The sequence below is a fragment of the Streptomyces sp. NRRL S-340 genome (genome assembly GCF_000720185.1).
In the GTDB taxonomy this organism is placed as follows: Bacteria; Actinomycetota; Actinomycetes; order Streptomycetales; family Streptomycetaceae; genus Streptomyces.
Genome location: NZ_JOIY01000001.1, coordinates 153,509 through 174,001 on the forward strand (window position 1 = coordinate 153,509; position 20,493 = coordinate 174,001).

The following is a 20,493-nucleotide window of genomic DNA, read 5'->3' on the forward strand; positions in this document are numbered from 1 at the left end:
CTGATCACCCCTGCCCCAGGCGGAGCAAGTTGGAGGTCCGGACACTCCCCCGTCGGGGGAGTGTCCGGACCCGGCCCCGCCCCGGAGGTGGCGGGTCCCGTCCGGCACCAGGGGACACCGGACGGGAAGGCTGCGACCGAGGGCGGACCGCAGCCAGGCAAGGCCAGCCCGAAGGGCAAGGCCAGGAAGGGAAAGTCGCGTCCGCGTGACAAGAAGCAGCGCCCCGCTCACAGTGTCCGCCTCAACGACCAGGAATTCGCTCTGATCCAGTCCGGCGCCGACCACGTCGGCATGAGCGTGGCCGGGTTCCTGGCCCACTCTGCCCTGGCCGCTGCCCGCGACCAGTCCCGCACCGCAGCGGCCATCGCCACCGAGCGGGACATTCTGACGGCCCTGTTCGGTGTACGCCGTCAGCTCGGCTGGGCGGGCAGCAACGTCAACCAGATCGCCAAGGCACTCAACTCCGATGCCGCCGTACCGCACTTCGCCGCTGCCCTCGCCGACCTGCAGCGTGCCGCACAGGCCGTCCAGCGGGCAGCCGACAGGGTCGCCAACGGGCAGGAGAGCGAGGCGGCTTGATCCCCCGGATCCACCAGCAGGGCAGCAACACCCTCGGGCTCCTGCACTACCTGTACGGCAAGGGCACCCACGAGGAGCACATCGACCCGCACCTGGTCGCTTCCTTCGACGGCATGGCCCCCGACCCCGGCCGTGACCCTTCGGTCACGAAGAGGGACCTCCAGCACCTCCTAGACCAGCCCCTGTCCCTGCTCGACGCGGACCATCGTCCCGGCAAGCACGTCTGGCACTGCTCGGTGCGCGCCGCGCCCGACGACCCGGTCCTGTCCGACGAACAGTGGGGCGACATCGCCCGTCGCATGGTCGCCGGCACCGGCATCGACCCCGGCGACGGCGCCGGCTGCCGCTGGGCCGCCGTCCGGCACGCCGACGACCACATCCACATCATCGCCACCCTCGTCCGCGAGGACGGACGCCGCCCCGACCACCACCGCTCCGGCAAACGCGCCCAGGCCGAGTGCCGACTGATCGAAAAGGAACTCGGCCTGCACCAGGTCGCACCCGGGGACGGCACCGCCGCCAAGCGGGCCACCAGTGCGGAGCGGCACAAGGCCGAACGCACGGGCAGGGGGCGTCCGGCGCGGGAGGAGCTGCGGGAGACCGTACGGCGCGCGGTCGCCGGCGCCGGCAGCGATGAGGAGTTCTTCGACCGGCTGGCCGCCGCCGGTCTGCTGATCCGTAAGCGCATCGCGCCCTCCGGTGACCTGCTCGGCTACAAAGTCGCACTGCCCGATGACCGCAACGGTGAGAAGGAGCCGGTTTTCTACGCGGGCTCGACGCTCGCACCAGATCTGTCCCTGCCCCGCATCCGCGAACGCTGGGCCCTGCCCGTGGAGGCTGTGGCCTCGGCGGACAGCTCCGGGCGGGAACAGCCGGACCTGCCGGACGTGACAGGTCCCGCGTTCGCGCGGCGCCGGGCCACCGCAGCCACCTGGCAGGCCCTCCTGGTCATCGATCACGGTGATGACGGCGCGGCAGCGGCGCAGATCGCTGCCGCGGGTGAGGTGCTGGACGCGCTGGCCAAGACCTCCGCCGCCCACACCCGTGCCGAGCTGCGCGAGGCGGCGTTCGTGTTCGAGCGGGCCAGCCGCTCCCACGTCAGGGCCGTACGCGGGCATGACCGGGCCCTGCGCCAGGCCGCCCGCGACCTCGTCCACAGCGGCCCCGCCCTGGGCCGAGGAGAAGACGGCGCCACCACCGCCATGCTCATCGACATGGCCTTCTTCCTCGCCATCGCCGCGGCGAACTGGCACGCCAAGAAGCACCACGCCCAGCAGGCCGCAGCAGCCCGGCAAGCCGCCGAACACCTGCGCGCCGCCTACCAAGCCGCCGCGGCCGAGTCCATGGCGGTCCTCCGCCAGCGAGGCCAACGCCTGGCCCCGCGTGCTCGGCAGCGGCAAGCCGACCTCCTGCACGAGGTGCTGCCGGAGCTGGCCGCACGGGTCCAGGCCGAGCCCGGCTGGCCCGCCCTGGCCGCCACCCTCGACGACGCCCGGAAAGCCGGCCGTGACCCGGCCGCCCTGCTGACCGAAGCCGCCGGACGGCGCAAGCTCGACACCGCCACCTCCATCAGCGACGTCCTGGTATGGCGCTTGCGGCGCAGCGCCCACCTGCCGGCCCTGCCCGAGCGCCCCCACGACACACCCGCGCGAGGCAGTCGGCGCCAAGGGGCCTCGGCGCCCCGCGCGAGGCAGTCGCAGGGCGGCCTGAACGACCCCAGCCGACGGCGCTGACCAGCGAAAAGCCGGGCGGAACATAGCCGACGATCGGCGGTTGGGCAAACCGCCGATCCTCCGGATCATTGATGCCTCCACCCACCCCACTCCTGTGAGGAGCACCCGTATGCCCAAAACCCAAGCCCGGCCCGAGATCGTCGTCCTGCTCTGCGACGCGGACATCAAGCACAAGCGTGAAACCAACACGTGGAACCACCTCGACGGGCGCCCGTTCAGCAAGGAGGAACGGGCCCTCGTCCTCAGCGCCACCCGCGTCGAGTTCGAAGAGATACAGGAGCAGTTCAAGCGATACCGGGAGTACCGGCGCACGGTAGACGAAGCTCCGGATGCCCTGGAGCAGTTCCTGGCCCCATTCATGGAGCGGCTCGCCGACAAGGAGCTCGGCAACGCCGTCGAGCTCATGAACGAGGACGAGCGAGCCGAGCTTGATCACCTCCTCGGCCTCATCGTCGAACCAGTCCGTCCCTTCGCCCCGTACACCTTCTAACCGGGATGACCAGCGTGGCGGTGTCCCGCTCCCAAGACGGAGCCGGCCTCTGACACACGTAGCCATGGGCGTTCAGGCGGTAGCCGGTACAACGCGCCGCCGCGAATGAAGCACGGACCGCTCCCTGTAACCGCGGACCGTGACGCCACGCAGACGCCGGCCAAGGCACAGCAGCACGAAGCCGGGCCTCCCCTCGGGGAGGCCCGGCTTCGTTGCGTTGGACGGGCCCTCAGCTGGCTGGGGCCCGCAGGAGCCGGTCGCGTGTGCTCTCCGGCAACACCCGGCGCAGGACCGGTGCGCTGGAGCTGAGGGAGTCCGCGAAAGCGGCGACGAGGTCGTGCGGCACGCTGCTGCTGAACGACGCGGCCCACAGGTAGCCCGCGCCGAGCACCGGCTCGGCCCACGCCTGCCACCCGGCCAGGGCCGCCTCGGCAGCCTCGGCCACCAGCGCGAGTGTGTCGCCATCCTGGATGAGGGGCGGCACCTCTCCGAGGTGGATGTGGGAGGCGAACGTCGGATCCACCGCGCCTGTGCCGGGCTGGTCGACGTCGCGCAGCCAGCCGTGTGCCGTTACCGCGTCTAGGACCAGCTCGGGGCCACCACACGGCAGGGCGGGCTGATCGCGGGCGTCGAGCGCGGTAAGGAAGCCGGCGAGGATCTCTCCCGGGACGTCGGGGGTGAAGTAGGCCGACCACTGGGCGAGCGGGCTGCGCAGGTCCGTACGGGCGGACACTTGCCAGGCGATCGGCAGGTTCCCCAGGTGGAATGGCTCGTCCGGCAGGACCCACTGCGCCCACCGCAGGGAGTCGGGGCTGATGTGCAGGACGGTGCTGCGCAGGACCTGACGGTCCTCCGGAGCCTCATCAGGCTCCTGGCGCCCGCGGACGAGCGTCAGGCTCGTCCACCCCAGGCTGGCTAGTGTGTCAGCGATGGCGTCGTAGAGGCGGCCGTCGTCACCGGCCAGGTGCCGAGGTCCGACCCAGTACGCGGACGGGACGCAGGCCGGAGCGGGTGGATCGATCGGTACGTCGGGATGCAGGTGCGTCTCCAAGGGGTTGCGGGGCTGGGGGGCTTGATGCCGCCAGCGGTGCGTGCAGTTGGATGGGGGTGCCAGGCCGGCTTCGCGGCGGCCTCGGGTGGCAGACGGCCCGGCTACCCCACCCCGCCCTCACCAGGCAGACGACGGGCTCCCCAAGCACCGACTCGAGCCTGTGGCTGTCACACCCGCTGGGAGGTCTCCAGCACACGAGCGACTGCGGCGGCGACGACATCCGCCGGCGTCTCGGTGTCGAAGGACATCTGGTAGCCGCGCACCTTGGCCGTACCGGTGACGGCGATCTTCCACCCCTCGCCGTCGGTACCAGGACGCCCGAGCGGAAACCATCCAAGGTAGAAGCGACCATCCTTCGAATTGACGTGCACGTCCGCGCGGTCGTCCACGACCAGGTGGAAGTCATCGGCGGAGAACTGATCCATCACGAGCGTGGCCTGACCCGGGCCGAGCAGCCACTCACGCAGCCGCAGGGCCTCGACCGTGGTGGAGAATCCGGGGCCCTGGGGTGCCGCAGTCACGGGCAATCACCTCTTTGACCTGGAGCTTTTTGCGAGAAGGTCGTCCAGGTTCACATGCCCTTGCGGCGTTGGCCAGTCATTCATGGATCTTTGCTGTCTGCCCCGGCGAACTGAGACACAGAGCGCCAGACCTCGCGGTTCAACCGCGGAAAGCGGCGTGCGCGCGGTGGGGGCAGTTCCACACCATGCCGATCTTCGGGCGGGGCCGCTTATACCGAGGGGCACTGACATCGCTCCCGTGACTGCGATCAGTTCAAGCCACCTTCGGGCCCTTCATCACGTGCCTTGACGATTGCGTGTTCTACGGCACGCCCCATTTGACGAGGTGCTAGCCGAACCAAGAGCGTGCTCGTGCCGTACCTAATCGGCTGAAAAGCGTGCACCCTGGCGGTCGCTTGCGGCGCCGTGGGTCACCCTGATCAGCCATGGCGCGCGAACAGAAGGATGTGGCGCTGACCGACGCGGTCGGCGCCCGAACGGCCACAGTGAAGCTGGTTGGTGACCTGACGACGGCCGGGCTGCGTGCCGCGCAGGCATGGACGGTTCGCCGGGAGCAGCCAGAGGCATGGCGAGAGGTCTCGCGCATGCACGGGGTCTTCCTCAGCCTGCTGTCTCCCGGCTGCGGGCCGGCGACGCCGCGCGACCTGATCAAGTTTCTCCACCGCCCTATGAGGGAGTGGGTGCCGCTCGACTGGGACTCGCTACCCGACGAGGTCGGCTCTTTCAAGATCCTTGGGGCGGACGACTTGCTGACCGGTGATGCCGTTGAGTATGGGTCCGACTACAGCGAGGCTCTCTTCGAGGACCACGAGGCCGGCATCGATTGGGTACCTCGGTGGGCCAGGCAGACGTTCGAACGAGTCGAGCGCTCTATCTACACGGTGTTGTCGTCAGCTGGGCAGGAGGAGTACGTCGCCACGAGGCAGATGCTGATCGAGGTACCAACGGGCACGGCGGACCGCGTCAGCGACGAGCTGCACGCGCGCGGCGCGTTGCACACCGAGGCATATGAGCCGCTGCCACCGGACCGGCAGTTCGTGGCGGGGTCCGAGTCCTGGTACGTGCCGTGTCCGACGTGCAAGTGGCCCATGCACGTCCAAGGCGCGTCGCTGGCCTGTCGTTATCCTCCACACTTCGGCCGGTTTCAGGTGACGGGCGAGCGTGACGGCAGCGGCGCGCCGCGAGTTCGCGGTCCCGTGGCGACGTCCGCGCTCAGCGTCGCCAACGTGGTGTGCGTGCACGAGGCGGTCTGGCGCTACATCACTGTCCCCGGCGTCACCGAGGTCGCCTTGATGACGTGGCTGGCGGATCAGCCTGGAATCGGCGGGGACGCGGTGACGAAGTGGCCGCACAAGGACAGGTGGGACATTACCGTGCGGGCCGGCGCCACCGTCTTCGAGGTCGACCTGAAGGACACCAGATCCCCGTCGAAGATCTCCGCCAGGCCACCCCGGGCCCGGCACGTCGTGGTGCCCGACTACCGGGCCTGGCAGGTCGCCCAGCTGCGACGCTCACTGCCCGCGGGCTACGAAGTTCGTACGGTGCGCGCGTTCAAAACCGCGATCCGGAATGCCCTGAAGGAGGCGCGGTGAGCGGTCGCTCCCTGGCCACTATGAATGTGCAGCGTCTGAGCACGCTGGCCGCGCTGGCTCTGGCGGCACGACTGTTCCCGAACCGCTCGGAGGAGCCCTTCCGTCACGCTTCGGCCATCCGCGACGCGCATTTCCTCCTGTCCGGGCATACCCACTTGTGGAACCGCTACGGGGAGCTGTCGTGCGAGGACACGCGGCGAGTCACCCGACTCCTGTGGCACCGCCCCGCTCGCCTGGCGATCCTCGCGGCCTTCCACCGGGCAGTCGAAGACCTCTTCGACTCGCCCGATCTGCCCGAGGGATTCGCGGCTCTTGAAGACGAGCACTACTTGGTGACCGTCCAGCAACGTCTTGCATCGCTGGTGGACCAGGTGTTGGAGGAGCTCGATGGTCGCCGGGCAGCGGCCGACGAGGGACGAAGCCGGGAGCTGGCCCTCCAAGGTCACTTCCGCATTGGCACCCAGATCCCCGACCCGAGCCGCCCCGGCAACGGCGTAATCCAGGCCCACTACGTAGTCGACTTGCCCCAGATCCAAGCGCCGCTGCCGGACCTCGGTAAGCCCAAGGAATGCCTCAGGCTGCAGGTGCCGATCGACGCGCTGCGCGCGATCGCGGACGCGCAGGACCGCGCCTTCGGGCAGAGCCACCGGCGCAAGAGCCTGGAACGGCTCTTCAAGCACATCCGTCGAGCCGACGGCTCCCTGCTCGCCGACGGCTTCCTCATCCTGGACGCCGGCCTGATCCGCGTGCTGAGCGCCTGCACGGGTTCAGGCAAGAGCGTCCTGGCCAAGCTGCTCGCCGCGTGGGGCGTGAAGAACAACCTGGTGACCGGGATCGTCGTGCCGCGCAACGACAGCGTGCTCTCCTTCACCCGCGCGATCCGCGAAGAGCTGCACGCACTCGGTCTCCAGGACGCGGTCGTGGTGCCGCTGATCTCCCCGAACAGCATGCAGGAGGCGGCCGAGAAGGCCGCCCGCAGCCTCATTGAGGAAGGGCGAGCCCAGGAGGCGGATGAGGCGTACGGCGAGTTCGCCTATGGATGCGCCATGCAGGCGAAGTCCACCAACACGCAGGACGTCGACCTGTGGCAGCCCGGCCACGAGCGGTGCTCCGACTTCGAGGGCACCGATCCCGAGAGCGGTGAGACCCGGCGTCACCGCTGCCCGTGGTTCGCGCACTGCGGCAAGCATCGTCATCAGCTGAACCTCGACAAGGCCGACGTCATCATCACCAACCACATCAACCTGATGTCCGGCCGCCTGCACATCCCCGTCCTCGCCGAAGGCGACGTGCGCAACCACATGACCGTCGAGGAAGCGCTCCTTCGGCTCACCCACGTTCTGCTCATCGATGAGGCGGACGCCTTCCAGGCCACTGGGTTCGCCAAGAGCGCCCACCACGTCACGCTGGCCCGCTACGGCAGCCGGCAACCCAGCGCTCTGCAAGAGCTCCACGACCAGTTCAGCGTCCGCGCCGGTGCCCTGATGTACGAGCTGGAGCGCTACATCCACCCCAAGATCACCCAAGCGCGCTTCCTCGCCGAGAGCTACGTCAGCAACGCCGCGCACGGGCGTATCGCCCAGAGGGGACCCAACGAACGCAACCGCCAGCAGCTGGCCCGCCGTCGCCTGATCATCCCGCGCCGCTGGGACGCCTGGTGCACCGCACGCCTGTGGCGGACAGCTGACGGCGAGTCACCCACGCGCGAGCAGATCGACACCTTCCGCAAGCTGTTCAACCCGAAGGAGGAAGCACAGCTCGCGGGCGCGAACGTCCCGGTCGTGCCAAGGGTCGGCGAGAGCACTCGCGAACACCTGACCCAGTTGCGCACCGAGTTGCTCGACGCGACCGCGCTGCGCGAAGGCACCGATCCCGTCTTCGACAACGTGCACGCGCGGATCGCCGCCGCCGCGCGTCCCCTTCTGGACGATCACCTTGCCGATGACGACCGCGAACTTCTCGTCGATCTCCTCGTGCGCAGGGCGTACCTGGAACAGATCCGTGCCCAGATCGAGTACGTGACCAGGTCCGGCACCTCACTGAAAGCCTCCGGTATCACGGCGGCCAACGAGCTGACCGAAATGCTGGAGGACAACAACCAATGGCATGCCGCCCCCTACGGTCCTCTGGGGGCGCCGGTATTCGGCTTCACGGCCATCCACGACATCGAGGACAAGCACCGCACCGAACTGGCCCTGACCTCCTTCGCGGGCGACCCGCACGCGTATACCGCGCAACTCGGTGACACCACCGCGCTGGCGCTGTGCGGTCAGCGCCGCATCGTGCTCGGGCTGTCCGCAACCGCCCACATGCCCGGCGGGACCATGCACCACCTGATCACGCCCCCCACCTGGTACGTCCCCGACGACATCACCGGCTCCCTCGTACTGCGGTCCCTCACCTTGCGGGACGAGCGGAACAACCCCATCCGGATCTCGGGAACCTCCGACATCCATCGGGACCAGGCCCATCAACAGATGGGCCGCGCACTGTGGTCCCAGCACATCGTCCAGCACTTGAAGAAGCTCGCCAGCCGCCCTGCAACCGCGCACCGCGCCCGTATCCTCGTCGCCTGCACCTCCTATGTCGGCGCCGCTCAACTCGCCGAAGGAATGATCTCCGCCGGCGCGGACCCGGAAATGATCGCGGTCGCCACTCGCGCGAGCGACGAGAACCCGGTGCCAACCCACTACCGGCGCCGCCCCGCCTGGTACGAGATCCCCTCGGACGCGCTCGAGCGCTTTCCCCACCACCCGACCGCCAAGGTCCTCATCGCACCGCTCGCCATCGCCGAGCGCGGATTGAACATGGTCGATCACAGCGGCCGGTCCTTGGTGGGTGAGGTCATCCTCGCCGTCCGCCCGATCCCGCTCATGGACGAACCCGCCCAGCTCCTCGCCCTGATCTCAAGCCGTGCCTACAGCAGCGTCACCCGCTCGGCCGACCCCGCGGAGACGCTCCGGCACCTGGCCATCACCTCCAGCTCCGTTCACGAGGAGCTTTTCCGCAGCCACCACTTCTTCCAGTCCCTGCCGAACAAGGTTCGGTTGTCGATCGTCGCCGAGATGCTCATCGGCATCATCCAGCTCGGTGGCCGAGTACGCCGGGGCGGCGACCGAGGCGTCCTCTACCTGGCTGACTACGCCTTCCACAACCCCTCCAGCGGCAGCGACCTGCCACGCCTGATCCGCGAACTGCGGGAGGGATGGAGCCGGAGCGGCGAGCTGGAGCTTCTCCAGAACATCTACGGCAGCACCCTCCGGGCGATCTTCGACTTCGCCGACGAAAGGACCAGCAACTGATGGCCGCCGCCCCCACGCGCCTCTACACCGCCGACTTCCCGCTCAACCCGGACCTGATGGGGCAGGTGTGGCTCTACCCTCTCACCCCGGAGTTCGAGGACCTCTGGGAGATCTGCGAACGGCAGTGGGATCCCGAGGAAGGGTTCCGGACTCCACACGGCGCCCTGCGCGTCGCACTCGGCACGGTCACCGGCCGGATGATCGTTTTCACCGTCGCCCGCAGGCGCGACGTCCGGTCCGGCGAGGAACGGAGCCTGATCGTCGCCGATGGTCCTCTGGACCCCAGGCTCACCACGAGGTGCTTCGACGTCTGGCAGAAGCTGCACTTCCGCGGCGTCAGGGACGGGCAGTTCCTCAGCCACCACATCGACTTCGAGCGCGCCGTGTGCCGCCCCCTGTCCGATGTCCTCAAGCGGGACGAAGCCGGGTACATCACCGGGCCCTGGTGGTGGAAAGACGCCGCCGGCTGGGCCGTCATCCAACGCCTGGCGGCACATCCCATGGTCGACAAAGCCCATCCCGCCCAGCGCGCCACGACCTTCCGCGTCGGGCTGGCACACGACGCCAAAAGGCTGGTGGCCTGGGACTATCCCTACTACCGCACCATCTACCAGGGAAGGTCGAACGAACGGACGGGATGGGCGATGGCCTATGTCTCCGTCACCGGAGAAACCCAGCGCGGCCTGCCCGACCCGGTTCTCCGCTTCGACTGCCACGTAACGCGGGTTGCCGACCACTGGAGCAACGTCAAGACGGTCACCCTCAACCACCCGCAGTTCGACACCCTCCTCCGCGTCCCGGTACGCCACGTGCCCCAGCGCGGCCCTGACGGCGAGAAGCTCCGAGACAACAACGGCCGCCTCATCTGGAAGACAGAGTTCCGCGGCCACACCGCCGCCATCGTCCAGGCATGCGGCCTCACCCCCGTGACATTGCCCGACAAGGCTGACGGGGACCTCGAACGCGTCCGCGCCGTCTTTCGCAACAAGGGCAGTCACCTCGTCGGCAAGGGCGTGGGTGCGTACTTCACCCTGCGCATGACCACCCACATCGCCGATGTCCTCGGCGTCCAGCCGATCACATACGACAAGTCCCGCTACACAATCCCGGGTGCCACCATCACCCGCGGCCCCATCCCAGCCAAGAAGCTGCCCCCGGCGCTGGAGGCCGCCGGCTGGAAGTCCATGCGCCTGGTCGTCGTCCACGCTGCGGACACCACCCCCCGCCGCGTCATGCGCCAACTCCGCCAAGACTACGGAGTGCCGATCCCCGAAGCTCTCGTCGGATCGGACGCCAGGTTCGACGCGAAGATCGTAGACATCGCGCCAGCCATCACAGTGGAGTTCCGCAAGATCCCCGAACTGACCATGCACGGCTCCCACGACCGCACGAGCATCGTCCGCTCGAGTGGCTTCTTCCACTCTGACGACCCCGACCGGCTCGTCGCCACCATCTGCGAAACCACCTGGGACGGCAAGCCCATCCCCAACGACGGCAAGCCCCCCACCCGCAAGGCACTCGCCGCAGCCGGGGTCGTCAGCCAGTTCCTCACCGCGGCCGACGTCCCGACGAAAGACGAGGAGACGGACTTCCGCGCCAGCGCGGCCTTGCGCCACATCTTCCAGAACGCCGGCATCATCGATGACCGGCTCGCGCGCGCGACGTGCGCCGCGCCGGACGTCCGCATGGAAGCGCCCCTCACCGAACCTGTCACCGTGGTCGGTATCCACCTGCGCCGGCACAACTACCGGCGTGTACGCGGCCAGGCACCCCGGCGACCCAAGCTCGTCGCTTGCCTGGTCGCGATGCACTTCACACCCGACGCCGAGACCCCGCCGTACACCGAGATGTACCACAATGGCCAGTGGCTGCGCTTCGCCGAGGGACGGGCTGCCTACCATGCCAGCGAGATCGGCAACGAGAACTGGGGCCGGAACGGCAACGGGGCCCGCGCGGTCCGCGACCACATCGAGACCGCCTTGGACAGCCTCATCCTCCCGGAGGGTCACAACCGTGTTGTCCTCGTGCTCGACAAAGAGGGCAGCCGGAGCATCTACCCCGGCATGGGCGACAACCCGTTCGCCGGTGGCCTGCTCCCCGGTCGCGGCCTCGCCCAGGACGGCGTTGACGTGGCCGTCGTCCGGATCGCCTTCGGCCACCACGCAGCACGGCCTGCCACGGTCTACCGCGACGGCTCCGACGACCTCGCCACTATGAGCCCCAGCTACCGGCGAACCCTGATCTTCGAGAAGAGGCACCCCCACGAAACGGTCTGGATGCTCACGCAGCAGTCGCGTCAGCAGGCCGGCAACTCACCCATGCTGCGCGAGGGCAACCGGCGAACTCGGGAGGACTTCCACACTCTCCCCTTCAATCCCATGAACAAGGACCTCCACGCCACCAGCCGCATCGAGATCGCTATCCCCAGCCCGGGTGGCTGGGAGTCCGGCGACCTCGTGGCTTTCATCGCCCGCCAGTGCGACCAGGCCGTCGCGTGGGACCACCGCACCCTTCGCTCCGCCCCGCTCCACCTCGCCCACCACTCCGACAGGGACCACCCCGACTTCGGCAGCCACGATCCGGGTGACGGCGACGCAGGGGACGGCGAGCTGGAAGAGGAGCTGCTGTAGCTATGCACGTCGTGCGCCGTGCTCAAGACCGGTGCCATGTTGCTCGCCGGGGTCGGATCACTTGGCGGCCAGCAACGTCCGAGCCTCCTCGGCGCACCCCCACGACAGCGTGACGCCGGCGCCTCCGTGCCCGTAGTTGTGCACGACCACGGTGCCGTCCTCCCCCACCTCTTCCTCAACACGGACCGTGGCGCGGGTCGGTCGAGCGCCGATCCGGTGCTCCAGGACGCGGGCCTCGGCGAGGCGGGGCTCGACCTCGGCACAGCGGGCGAGGATTCCGGCCGTCGCCTTGTCGTCGGGGGCCAGATCGCCTTCGCCGTCGATCGCTGTGCCGCCCAGGACGACGGTGTCGCCGTGGGGGTAGAAGCACAGGAGGTCCGGGGAGAGGCCGGTGTCCTCGGAGAAGAACTCGGTCAGCCCGGGGTTGGGGACGACGACGTGCTGGCCGCGGATGGGCCGGAGGTCAGGGTCCGGAACCAGGTCGCGCGCCCCGAGGCCCGCGCAGTTGACGATCGCCGAAGCCGGACCGGCGTCCGAGAGCGAAGTCAGCCGTCGCTGCTCGACCACACCGCCGGCATCGCGGAGTCGGCGCAGGAGGTAGTCGAGGTAGGTGGGCATGTCGATCAGTGGCACGGTGAACCGGTAGCCCGCCGTGAACCCGGCCGGGAGTTCGGCCCGCTCGCACGGTCGGAAACCAGGCAAAGTGGTGGCCCAGTCTGGCGCGGCTTCGGCCGTGCGGGATGCTTCGATGCCACTGGTGAGCCGGACGCCCGTCGCCGGGTCCTGGGCCAGCTCCCGGAAGATCTCCAGGGACTGTTGTCCCCACTGGTCGACCTTGCCCTTCGGTTCGACCAGGTAAGGCCCCCACATCGCCCCGGCCGCCAGCGAAGTGACCCCCGGCACCTGCTCGGCGACCACGTGCACCGAAGCCCCGGCCTCGGCGAGAACGACGGCCGTGGTGAGTCCAGCCACCCCAGCTCCGACAACGACAACGCGCTCCCCTGCGGTCATGAACCTGACCCTAACGGCCGGGTTGCGTCGATGGGGCGTGTTGGGCGAGGGCGTCCTCCAGAGCTGGCAGGAAGCCACGCACGTGAGGGTTGCGCTGTCGGCGACGGAGGTCGGCGGCAAGCTGGTGGAGCAGCGCCGCGCTGCGAGGCGAGCGGACGACATCGAGGCGGTCGGCGGCGATCTGGCCGATCTCGCATGCTGCCTCCAGGTCTCCATGCGCGCTGTGTCCCAGGGCCAGCCAGGCTCCCTCGAACATGGCTCGGCGCTGGCTTGGGTCGCCGCGAGGCACGTCGTACGCCCCGGACCTGAGCATCTCGGTCCCCTGGGCAAGGAAGCGACGGCTCTTCTTTCCGCTCTCCGCCTTCTGCTGTGCACGACCCATCTGGATGAGGCCGTAACCAGCCTGGCAGTCCAGGTGGTTGTCGGTGAGGAAGTACATCCAGCGGGGCTCTTCTTGGCGGCCGTCCCGGCTTGCGATCAGTTCGCGGGCAGCGCCACGAGTGTGGGCGAAGTCGTTGTCACGGCCAGCGGCGGCGTACGCGTAGGCGAGCCGGGACAGGACGGATGCCCGGACGGCCAGCGGGGCGGCGTCACTTGCACGGTGGGCGGCCTCACCGAGGGCGATGGCGTCTGCGCGGTGTCCTCGACTCGCCGCCTGGAAGGACAGGTCGCCCAGGATGTGGGCACACAGGGGAAGATCATTGACCTGATGGGCGGCCCGAAGCGCCGTGACGAAGTAGCGCTGCGCCAGTCCGTGGTCGGCCGCGTCAAAGGCCATCCAGCCGGCCAGCTGGCCGATCTCTGCGAGCGCGCGGATCAGACGGCTCGCGACAGCCGGAGGGTGGCCGCCTTCGCGAATCAGCAGCCCGACAGCCCGGAACTGGGCTCCAACGTAGGGGAGATGGCGTGCCCCTCCGTGCTCGTCATCGAGCAACTGAAGCATGGGGAGGTGCTGCTCGACTTGGTCCACGAGCGGATCGGTGCCGAGCGACGACGTCATTCGAGGCGTGTACTGACCGCGTCCCGCGGTGCCGTCGAGGTACTGGGCGACGATCGCGAGGAGTCCCGCGCCCGAGATCGCGAGGAACCGGCGACGGTCGACAAGCCCTCCCATCACCCAGTCTTCCACGATCGCCTCCATGCCCTGCGCGGTCCAAGGCCGCGCGAAATCCGTGTCCGCAGGGACCAGCGCTGACGAGTCGCCCACACGGCCCTGCCACAGTTCGGCCACCGAGACATTCCTACCCAGCTCCTGGGAGAGCACGTAGGCGGCCATCATCGGCAACGGCGAGCGCGGCAGGGAGCCGGCGTCCCGCCAGTGGTACGGCGCCGACTCGGCCACCGTCCCCGCGCCGAAGACCCGGTTGAGCTTGCGAGCGAGCGCCTTCGGGCTCCACCCGAGTTCGTCGAGGCACTCCGCCAGTACGGCGTTGGGCTCGCCTGTCTGCGGTGCCACGTGCGACCACCCTTCGCTCCAGTGGTTCGTCCATTACTTCGCGAGCCCCATGGTGATGCCCCTGAACGGACGATTCACCACCGCCGCATGGAAGTTGACCGAGTTGACCCACTGATCGGGTCCTGCCTGACCGTCCCCCTCCTGTGTTCTTGGATCCCGGCGGAGGCGCCCGTCTTCCGAGCCGACGGAGAAAGAGGTGGGCCTTGAGACAGCACACGAGCACCTCCCCAGGCCGACCGGGCGGTGTGCTGGACCGTGACGCCGGACGACCAACCTCCGCCCCCGGACGCGGGCTCGTCGTTGGCGACGGCACGACCACCCTGATCACGGATCTGCCGTACGGACCGGAAGCGGCCGAGGTCGCCCGGGGCGCCGTGACGCTGGCGCTGCGTGGCACTGAGACGGACGTACTCGCTGACGCCCGCCTGATCGGGTCGGAGCTCGCGACGAACGCCTTCGTCTCGGGCAGTCCGCCGTTGGTTCTGTGCGTCGACCGCAGGAGTCTGGCCAGCGGCGGCCTGGAGATCGAGATCACCGTCACCGACGGCGGCTGTTCCCGCCCGGCACCCGCTTCTCCTACCGCTCCCGACGAGCAGGCCGAATCAGGACGGGGACTGGCCATCGTCGATGCCTTGGCCGATGCCTGGTCGCTGACGACTGGCACCGGCGGCTCTCGTGCCTGGTGCCGACTCACCCACAGGCCGTGCTCCTCGTCCGCCGGCGCCTGACGTCCACGCCTGCCCAAACCCGTCCTCCAAGGAGGCACCACACAGTGCGCATCGACCACGCGACTTCCCCGCCCTCACGCACGGCTGTGCCGGAGGCCGCTCGTCAGCCCAGGGTCGTCGTCGCTCTTCACGAGGGCTTCTACGGCGCGGAGTCGGGCACCGGCTTCAGCAACCGCGCCTTCCTCACGGCACTGGCCCGGCTCCTGCCGACAGGCCGCCTCTCGGTGATCACCCCGCACGTGCCCGAGACCGCGGGAGCCCACAATCAGCGGTGGGCCGGCGAGGTGCGGCAGATGCTGCGGCAGGCCGCGGCCGAGGTCATCACGATCCCGAAGGTCAACGCGCCGCCGGACTCGGTCCGCGGCTCGGTTCAGCTGTGCGACCTGGCGGGAGAGGCGGCCATGCGCATCGCCGCGCGGGCGAGCCGGTGCCTCATCGTCGGCCTCGACATCCCATTCCTCGGGCTCGCGCCCTACACATCGCCGACCACGGACCTGCTGCTCGTGCCCCGCTCCACGACCGCGCTGACGCGGCCCAAGGATGTCTCCCGCGTCCGCTGGGAGCGCGACGCCCTGCGAGCGGCGACTCTACGAGGTGCGCGCGTCGGGGCTATCTCCTCCCACATGCGAGGCCACCTCGTCGTCAACTACGCCGTCCCTCGGTCGAGCATCGTGAACATCCCGAACGGGCTGATCCGTGAGGAGATGGTCAGGCCGGCCACGGCTCTGCCCCTGCCTTTCAAGGCCCGCGCCGGATTCCTTCTCGCCATGGGCCGCGCAGTCCCGACGAAAGGCTTCGAAGACCTCCTGGAGGCGTTGCGTCTGCTGAAGGAACGCGGTGTCCCCGTTCCTCACCTGCTGCTGGCTGCCGTGACCTCGGAGGAACACAAGCACCTCTCCTCGTACCAGCAGGACCTGGCGGCAGACATCCGCGCGCACGACCTGGACGCGACTCTGATCACTCGCTTCACCCCCGCGATCCGTGCCTGGCTGCACAGCCCGGCCCTGCGCGCGGTCATCGTTCCCTCTCGCGAGGAACCCTTTGGCCGGATACCCCTGGAGGCGTTCGCAGCCGGTGCGGGCCCGGTGGTCGCGACCACGGCCGGCGGCCTGGCTCAGACCGTCATCGAGGGCGAGACCGGCTTCACGGCCGCACCGCAGGACCCCAGGTCGCTGGCCTCAGCCCTGCACCGGGCCCTGACCGTCCTGCCCCGCGAACGCGATCGACTCCGGAGCGCAGGGGCGGCCCTCGTGCGCTCCCGCCACGACTACGAGGCCAGCGTCGGTTCCGTCATGGACCGCATCGCCCCTTGGGCGCTGGCGCAGTCAGCCACCGCGGAGGGCCGCGCGCGATGAACCAGCCGGTGGTGCTGATCAGCCTGGAGTCCCCGCACTCCTTCTGGCGACTGTCCTCCGAGCACGAGCGTGCGCTGTCCGCCTCATTCCCCGGCATCGAGTTCCGCAGGGCGACCGAGGAGGCCGTGCCGCACCAGCTGGCCGACGCACACGTCTACTTCGGGTGGCGATTCGCGCCCTCGTGGCTGTTCGCCGCGCCACATCTGAAGTGGATCGCTTCCCCGGCCGCCGGCACGGACCATCTGCCCGTCGCCGAGGCGCACTCCGTCGGGGTAGCGCTGACCCGCTCGTACGGCTTCCACGGCAGCCCCATGGCCGAGCACGCCATGGGCCTGATCCTGAGCTTCTCCCGCGGGCTGTTCATCAGCCAGCGAGTCCAGCGGAATCGTGCCTGGTGGAAGGATGACCTGGCCGAGGAGTTCTTCGACCTGGCGGGGGCGACGATGACCATCGTCGGCTGCGGCAGCGTCGGGCGCCACCTCGCCCAGGCCGCTCGGGCCTTCGGCATGAACGTCGTCGGAGTGCGCCGGACACCACCTGCGGCTTCCAAGGGCGGGATCACGTGGGTGCACACGACGGCGGTGCACCAGGCGGTATCCGTTGCCGACGTAGTGGTCAATCTGCTGCCCGCGACCCCGGCGACGGACCGCTACTTCGACCACGACCTCTTCTCGGCGTGCAAGCCCCGCTCTCTCTTCCTCAACCTCGGCCGTGCGGCAACCGTCGACCAGTCGGCCCTCCTGGCCTCCCTCGACACCGGCCACCTGCGCGGCGCGGCCCTGGACGTGTTCGATCCGAAACCGCTGCCTGCACGTCATCCGCTTCGGCTCCACCCCCGGGTCGTACTCACCCCGAAAAGCTCGGTGTTCTGCCGCGCGTACATGGACGAGGCCGTTGCGTTCTTCGCCGACAACCTGCACCGCTACCTCTCGGGCCAGCCCCTCAACGGCCTGGCCGAGGCGCCCGCCACCCGCTCTCCGCTCGTAGGAGGCTGACCAATGCCCACCGCAGACCACGACGACCTGGCCGCCGCCTTCGCCGCCGCAGGCCGCAACCACCCCTACCTGGCCTTCACCCTGAACTCGCTGTGCAACCTCGACTGCGTGTTCTGCAAGCCCCGGTGCATGCCGGACTACGGGCACAAGGACCGCCCCCTGACCGCCTCCGACTACGCGTCCATCGCCACCGAGGCCGGGGCCTGGAAGATCAGGAAGGCACACTGCTCCGGCGGTGAACCGACCCTCCGAGCGGACATCCTCGACGTCATCGCGGGCCTCGCCGACGGCCTCGGGTCCGACGCCGCGATCGGCATGACCAGCCACGGCAACCTGCGCCGGGGGCTGAGCGTCGAACAGCTCCACCACGCCGGCCTGACCTACCTCAACCTCAGCCTCCACAGCCTCGACCCGGCGCGGTCCGCCGCGATCATGGGCGGCGGCGACCCGCACACCACCCGGAACACCCTCGACGCCGCCCTCTCCCTCGGCCTGCGAGTGAAGATCAACTGCGTTCTTCAGCGCACCTACCTCGACGACGCCTTCGCCGTGGCCGAACTCGCCCGCGACCTGCCCGTCGCCGTTCGCCTGATCGAACTCCAGAACATCGGCCCCGCCCAGGCGCTGTTCGACACCGAGTTCATCACCGAGGCAGAGGTCCGCGACCGCCTCCACGAGTGGTTCGCCAACGCCGGCGAAGTCCCTCGGGACCAGCTGGGCGTCCGCAGCCCCGGGCAGTACCTCCGTCCCGACGGCTGGGCAGGATCGATCGGCTTCATCTCCAACTCCAGCTGCGCCACCTGCTCCGACGCCAACCGGATCAAGATCACGCCCACCGGAGTGGCGCGACCTTGCATCCTGCACAACCGCGACATCCCCCTGAAGCCCCACCTCGCCGACGGCACCCTCTGCGACGCCTTCGCTCACCTCTTCCAGGCCATGCTCGACCGCAACACCAACGACGCCTGGCAGGGCTTCCACTACGTCGACTACGACCTGCGCTGGGACCGGATGGAGCGCCCCGAAGGTACTCCGGTCCTGCCCCTGCTCCCCGTCCTGCCCACGGGAGCGGCTGGCCCCGCCTGCTCCCGCGCCTCCACTGGGGAGCGGTGATGGTCGTGGTCGACGCGCCGCCTCTCTATCAGGGACTCGGCGCTCTGTACGAACGCGAGCTGGACGCTCACGGTGTCGGGGCCGTGATGCTCACCCACAAATGGCAGCCGGCCGACCTGCTGGCTCCGCACTCCGACATCGACGTACGCGTCCTCCTGCGCCAGGCGCCTTCGGACTGGGAAGAGTGGAACCACCGCCTGGCCACCGCACACGCCACCGCGGTCGGCCGGGAGGTATCCCATCGACGTCTCCTGGAGCATCCGCCGGGCTTCGCGTTCACCGTGGCCGAGGCGGACGGGCGGCTCGTCTCCGCGCCCGAACTCGCGACCTGGTCACTGATCAGCGGGAGCGCGCGTGACTTTCAGCGCTGGAAGTCACGGGCCCAGATGGCGCCCTGGTGCGAGGTCGATGTGCGATTCTACCGGGGGATCCTCCACGCCCGGATGGGCGGCCGGTACCAGCTGGCTGCGGACAGCACGGACAACGTGGCCAAGGACGTCGCCGCTTACCGGCGCCACTGCGTGGCGTGGCACTACCTCGCTCCGTGCTGGTTCGCCGCCGCGGCACTGGCGACCCGGACCCGCTGCCCCGGAAAGACGGCGGCCCTCACTCAGTGGCGGCCGGAGGGACTGGACGGATATGCGGAGCTGTTCCTCCGGCACTCGGAGCATCGCGCCGACGCTCGCCCACGAAGTCCGCGCCAGCTGCTCCGCGCGGCCCATGTCGCCCTGGAGGCGGCCATGCGCCGCGTTCCTGACGGGGGTCGCCCTGACGGCCCGGCCCAGAGGCACGCCCGTACCGACTGGGTGATGACCGCCGGGATGCTCCGCGTACGCGTCGCGCGCTGGTTGTACTACCTCGATCCGCCGTCCGGTGTGGCGACCGAGTACCTGATCCGGCGGGAGGCGAAGGAACTCCGCTCCGCCGCGCAAACGCTGACCGTGCTCGCGGCGGACGAGGCGACGGCCGCCCAGCGGCTGGCCGCCCGGATGGCGGCGCTGATCCCCACCGGACCGACCACCGCCGACACGCTGCGCGCGTCCCTCGCGCGCTGGCATCAGCAGAAGACCACCGTCCAGGACTTCCTCAGCTTCACCCCCGACGACGTCCACCTCTGACTCAAGGAGTCTCGCGAATGACCGCGCGTGCGCCGGTGCCCCGCACCCTGAAAACGGCGAAGGTCAAGATCACCACGAAGTGCAACCGGCACTGCGACTTCTGCATCTTCGCCGACGGCGCCCAGGGCGACAACATGTCCCTGGAGCTGTTCTCCACCATCCTGACCCGGCTGGAGACCATCCCCTTCCAGCAGCTGCACATCAACGGCGGCGAACCCACCGTGCACCGGGACTTCCCGGCGCTCAGTGACGCCGCCCGCACGCGGCTGCCGGACAAGATCATGGTCCTGGGCACGAACGCCATCACCCTGGCCCGCAACCAGCCGATCATGGACGCGACCCTCCGCTCCTACGACCAGATACTCATCGGCTGCGACGACGAACACGGGAACTACGACGAGGTGCACGCCGTCGTCCCCCGCCTCCGCGAAGTCGGCAAGACCGTGGTCGTCAACAGCGTCCTGGAAGGCATCAGTTCCACCCGGCTCACGCAGCTCGGGACGCTGTGTGAGAAGTACGGCGCCATCCACGTCACCAACCATGTGCACCACGTCGACGTCGGCCAGCCTGCGAACGAGCTGCGCGGCCTCTGCGACCGCTACCTCGACCAGCACCTCATGATCGAGATGGACGGGTCCTGCTACCGCTGCTTCAACGCCATGGCGAAGGACGACAGCGAGTTCAGCATCTGGGACGAGGACTTCGCGGCCAAGGTGTTCGCGCCTCGCGCGCACCACTTCCGGTTCTGCCTGCGCTGCCACGAGTACACCGACTCCGGCGCCGCACTCGTCCCCGCCCTCACCGTCTGACTGGGAGGTA

At 69.2% G+C, this 20,493-nt stretch carries 16 protein-coding genes; 12 read left to right on the plus strand and 4 right to left on the minus strand.

Going from position 1 to position 20,493, the window contains the following annotated elements; all coding sequences use genetic code 11:
* Positions 1–60 precede the first annotated feature (60 nt).
* The 3 genes from IG64_RS00645 to IG64_RS00655 all read left to right on the plus strand — a co-directional run bounded on the left by IG64_RS00645 (position 61) and on the right by IG64_RS00655 (position 2,802).
* Positions 61–579 (plus strand): plasmid mobilization protein, encoded by a 519-nt coding sequence (locus tag IG64_RS00645; protein WP_420709862.1) that lies wholly within the window; start codon positions 61–63, stop codon positions 577–579.
* A complete protein-coding gene (locus IG64_RS00650; RefSeq protein WP_037850626.1) occupies positions 576–2,312 on the plus strand; it encodes a relaxase/mobilization nuclease domain-containing protein in 1,737 nt (578 codons plus the stop codon). The genes IG64_RS00645 and IG64_RS00650 overlap by 4 nt, the downstream gene beginning before the upstream one ends.
* Positions 2,313–2,421: 109 nt before the next feature.
* Complete coding sequence (locus tag IG64_RS00655) at positions 2,422–2,802, plus strand: hypothetical protein (protein ID WP_037850628.1); 381 nt, start codon at positions 2,422–2,424, stop codon at positions 2,800–2,802.
* A gap of 229 nt (positions 2,803–3,031) precedes the next feature.
* On the opposite strand, the gene IG64_RS00660 is transcribed toward IG64_RS00655, so the two are convergent.
* Positions 3,032–3,853, minus strand: a complete 822-nt coding sequence (locus tag IG64_RS00660; RefSeq protein ID WP_037850631.1) for a DUF317 domain-containing protein — start codon at positions 3,851–3,853, stop codon at positions 3,032–3,034.
* Between the two features lie 167 nt (positions 3,854–4,020).
* Positions 4,021–4,374: a DUF317 domain-containing protein gene (locus tag IG64_RS00665; RefSeq protein WP_037850635.1), complete on the minus strand. Its 354-nt coding sequence runs from the start codon at positions 4,372–4,374 to the stop codon at positions 4,021–4,023.
* Positions 4,375–4,799: 425 nt separating this feature from the next.
* Between IG64_RS00665 and IG64_RS38080 the strand changes: the two genes are divergently transcribed.
* The 3 genes from IG64_RS38080 to IG64_RS00685 are packed head-to-tail and all read left to right on the plus strand — an operon-like array spanning position 4,800 to position 11,898.
* Positions 4,800–5,966, plus strand: a complete 1,167-nt coding sequence (locus tag IG64_RS38080; RefSeq protein WP_078883687.1) for an HU-CCDC81 and SPOR domain-containing protein — start codon at positions 4,800–4,802, stop codon at positions 5,964–5,966.
* On the plus strand, positions 5,963–9,268 hold the full coding sequence (locus tag IG64_RS00680) for a hypothetical protein (RefSeq protein WP_037850638.1): 3,306 nt from the start codon (positions 5,963–5,965) through the stop codon (positions 9,266–9,268). The genes IG64_RS38080 and IG64_RS00680 overlap by 4 nt, the downstream gene beginning before the upstream one ends.
* Positions 9,268–11,898: an RNaseH domain-containing protein gene (locus IG64_RS00685; RefSeq protein ID WP_037850640.1), complete on the plus strand. Its 2,631-nt coding sequence runs from the start codon at positions 9,268–9,270 to the stop codon at positions 11,896–11,898. Before IG64_RS00680 ends, IG64_RS00685 begins: the two co-directional genes overlap by 1 nt.
* A 57-nt stretch (positions 11,899–11,955) precedes the next feature.
* Here the strand turns inward: IG64_RS00685 and IG64_RS00690 are convergent, their stop codons facing one another.
* Both IG64_RS00690 and IG64_RS00695 read right to left on the minus strand, forming a co-directional pair.
* Positions 11,956–12,909: an FAD-dependent oxidoreductase gene (locus IG64_RS00690; protein ID WP_037850643.1), complete on the minus strand. Its 954-nt coding sequence runs from the start codon at positions 12,907–12,909 to the stop codon at positions 11,956–11,958.
* A 10-nt stretch (positions 12,910–12,919) separates the two neighbouring features.
* Positions 12,920–14,365, minus strand: a complete 1,446-nt coding sequence (locus IG64_RS00695) for a carph-isopro domain-containing protein (RefSeq protein WP_037850646.1) — start codon at positions 14,363–14,365, stop codon at positions 12,920–12,922.
* Between the two features lie 245 nt (positions 14,366–14,610).
* Between IG64_RS00695 and IG64_RS00700 the strand changes: the two genes are divergently transcribed.
* The 6 genes from IG64_RS00700 to IG64_RS00725 are packed head-to-tail and all read left to right on the plus strand — an operon-like array spanning position 14,611 to position 20,483.
* On the plus strand, positions 14,611–15,093 hold the full coding sequence (locus IG64_RS00700; RefSeq protein ID WP_234438333.1) for an ATP-binding protein: 483 nt from the start codon (positions 14,611–14,613) through the stop codon (positions 15,091–15,093).
* Between the two features lie 44 nt (positions 15,094–15,137).
* On the plus strand, positions 15,138–16,448 hold the full coding sequence (locus IG64_RS00705; protein ID WP_037850651.1) for a glycosyltransferase family 4 protein: 1,311 nt from the start codon (positions 15,138–15,140) through the stop codon (positions 16,446–16,448).
* Positions 16,445–17,443: a D-2-hydroxyacid dehydrogenase gene (locus tag IG64_RS00710; protein WP_037850653.1), complete on the plus strand. Its 999-nt coding sequence runs from the start codon at positions 16,445–16,447 to the stop codon at positions 17,441–17,443. Before IG64_RS00705 ends, IG64_RS00710 begins: the two co-directional genes overlap by 4 nt.
* A gap of 3 nt (positions 17,444–17,446) precedes the next feature.
* Positions 17,447–18,556: a radical SAM protein gene (locus IG64_RS00715; protein WP_037850657.1), complete on the plus strand. Its 1,110-nt coding sequence runs from the start codon at positions 17,447–17,449 to the stop codon at positions 18,554–18,556.
* Positions 18,556–19,674 carry a hypothetical protein gene (locus IG64_RS00720; protein ID WP_037850660.1) on the plus strand — a complete coding sequence of 373 codons (1,119 nt, stop codon included), beginning with the start codon at positions 18,556–18,558 and terminating at the stop codon, positions 19,672–19,674. Before IG64_RS00715 ends, IG64_RS00720 begins: the two co-directional genes overlap by 1 nt.
* Positions 19,675–19,691: 17 nt before the next feature.
* Complete coding sequence (locus IG64_RS00725; RefSeq protein WP_037850662.1) at positions 19,692–20,483, plus strand: radical SAM protein; 792 nt, start codon at positions 19,692–19,694, stop codon at positions 20,481–20,483.
* Positions 20,484–20,493 lie beyond the last annotated feature (10 nt).

Bases quoted from the DNA above. Each gene is read 5' to 3' on its own strand.
- IG64_RS00655 (WP_037850628.1), top strand. From the start codon at position 2,422: ATGCCCAAAACCCAAGCCCGGCCCGAGATCGTCGTCCTGCTCTGCGAC.
- IG64_RS38080 (WP_078883687.1), top strand. From the start codon at position 4,800: ATGGCGCGCGAACAGAAGGATGTGGCGCTGACCGACGCGGTCGGCGCC.
- IG64_RS00685 (WP_037850640.1), top strand. From the start codon at position 9,268: ATGGCCGCCGCCCCCACGCGCCTCTACACCGCCGACTTCCCGCTCAAC.
- IG64_RS00690 (WP_037850643.1), bottom strand. From the start codon at position 12,909: ATGACCGCAGGGGAGCGCGTTGTCGTTGTCGGAGCTGGGGTGGCTGGA.
- IG64_RS00710 (WP_037850653.1), top strand. From the start codon at position 16,445: ATGAACCAGCCGGTGGTGCTGATCAGCCTGGAGTCCCCGCACTCCTTC.
- IG64_RS00715 (WP_037850657.1), top strand. From the start codon at position 17,447: ATGCCCACCGCAGACCACGACGACCTGGCCGCCGCCTTCGCCGCCGCA.
- IG64_RS00720 (WP_037850660.1), top strand. From the start codon at position 18,556: ATGGTCGTGGTCGACGCGCCGCCTCTCTATCAGGGACTCGGCGCTCTG.
- IG64_RS00725 (WP_037850662.1), top strand. From the start codon at position 19,692: ATGACCGCGCGTGCGCCGGTGCCCCGCACCCTGAAAACGGCGAAGGTC.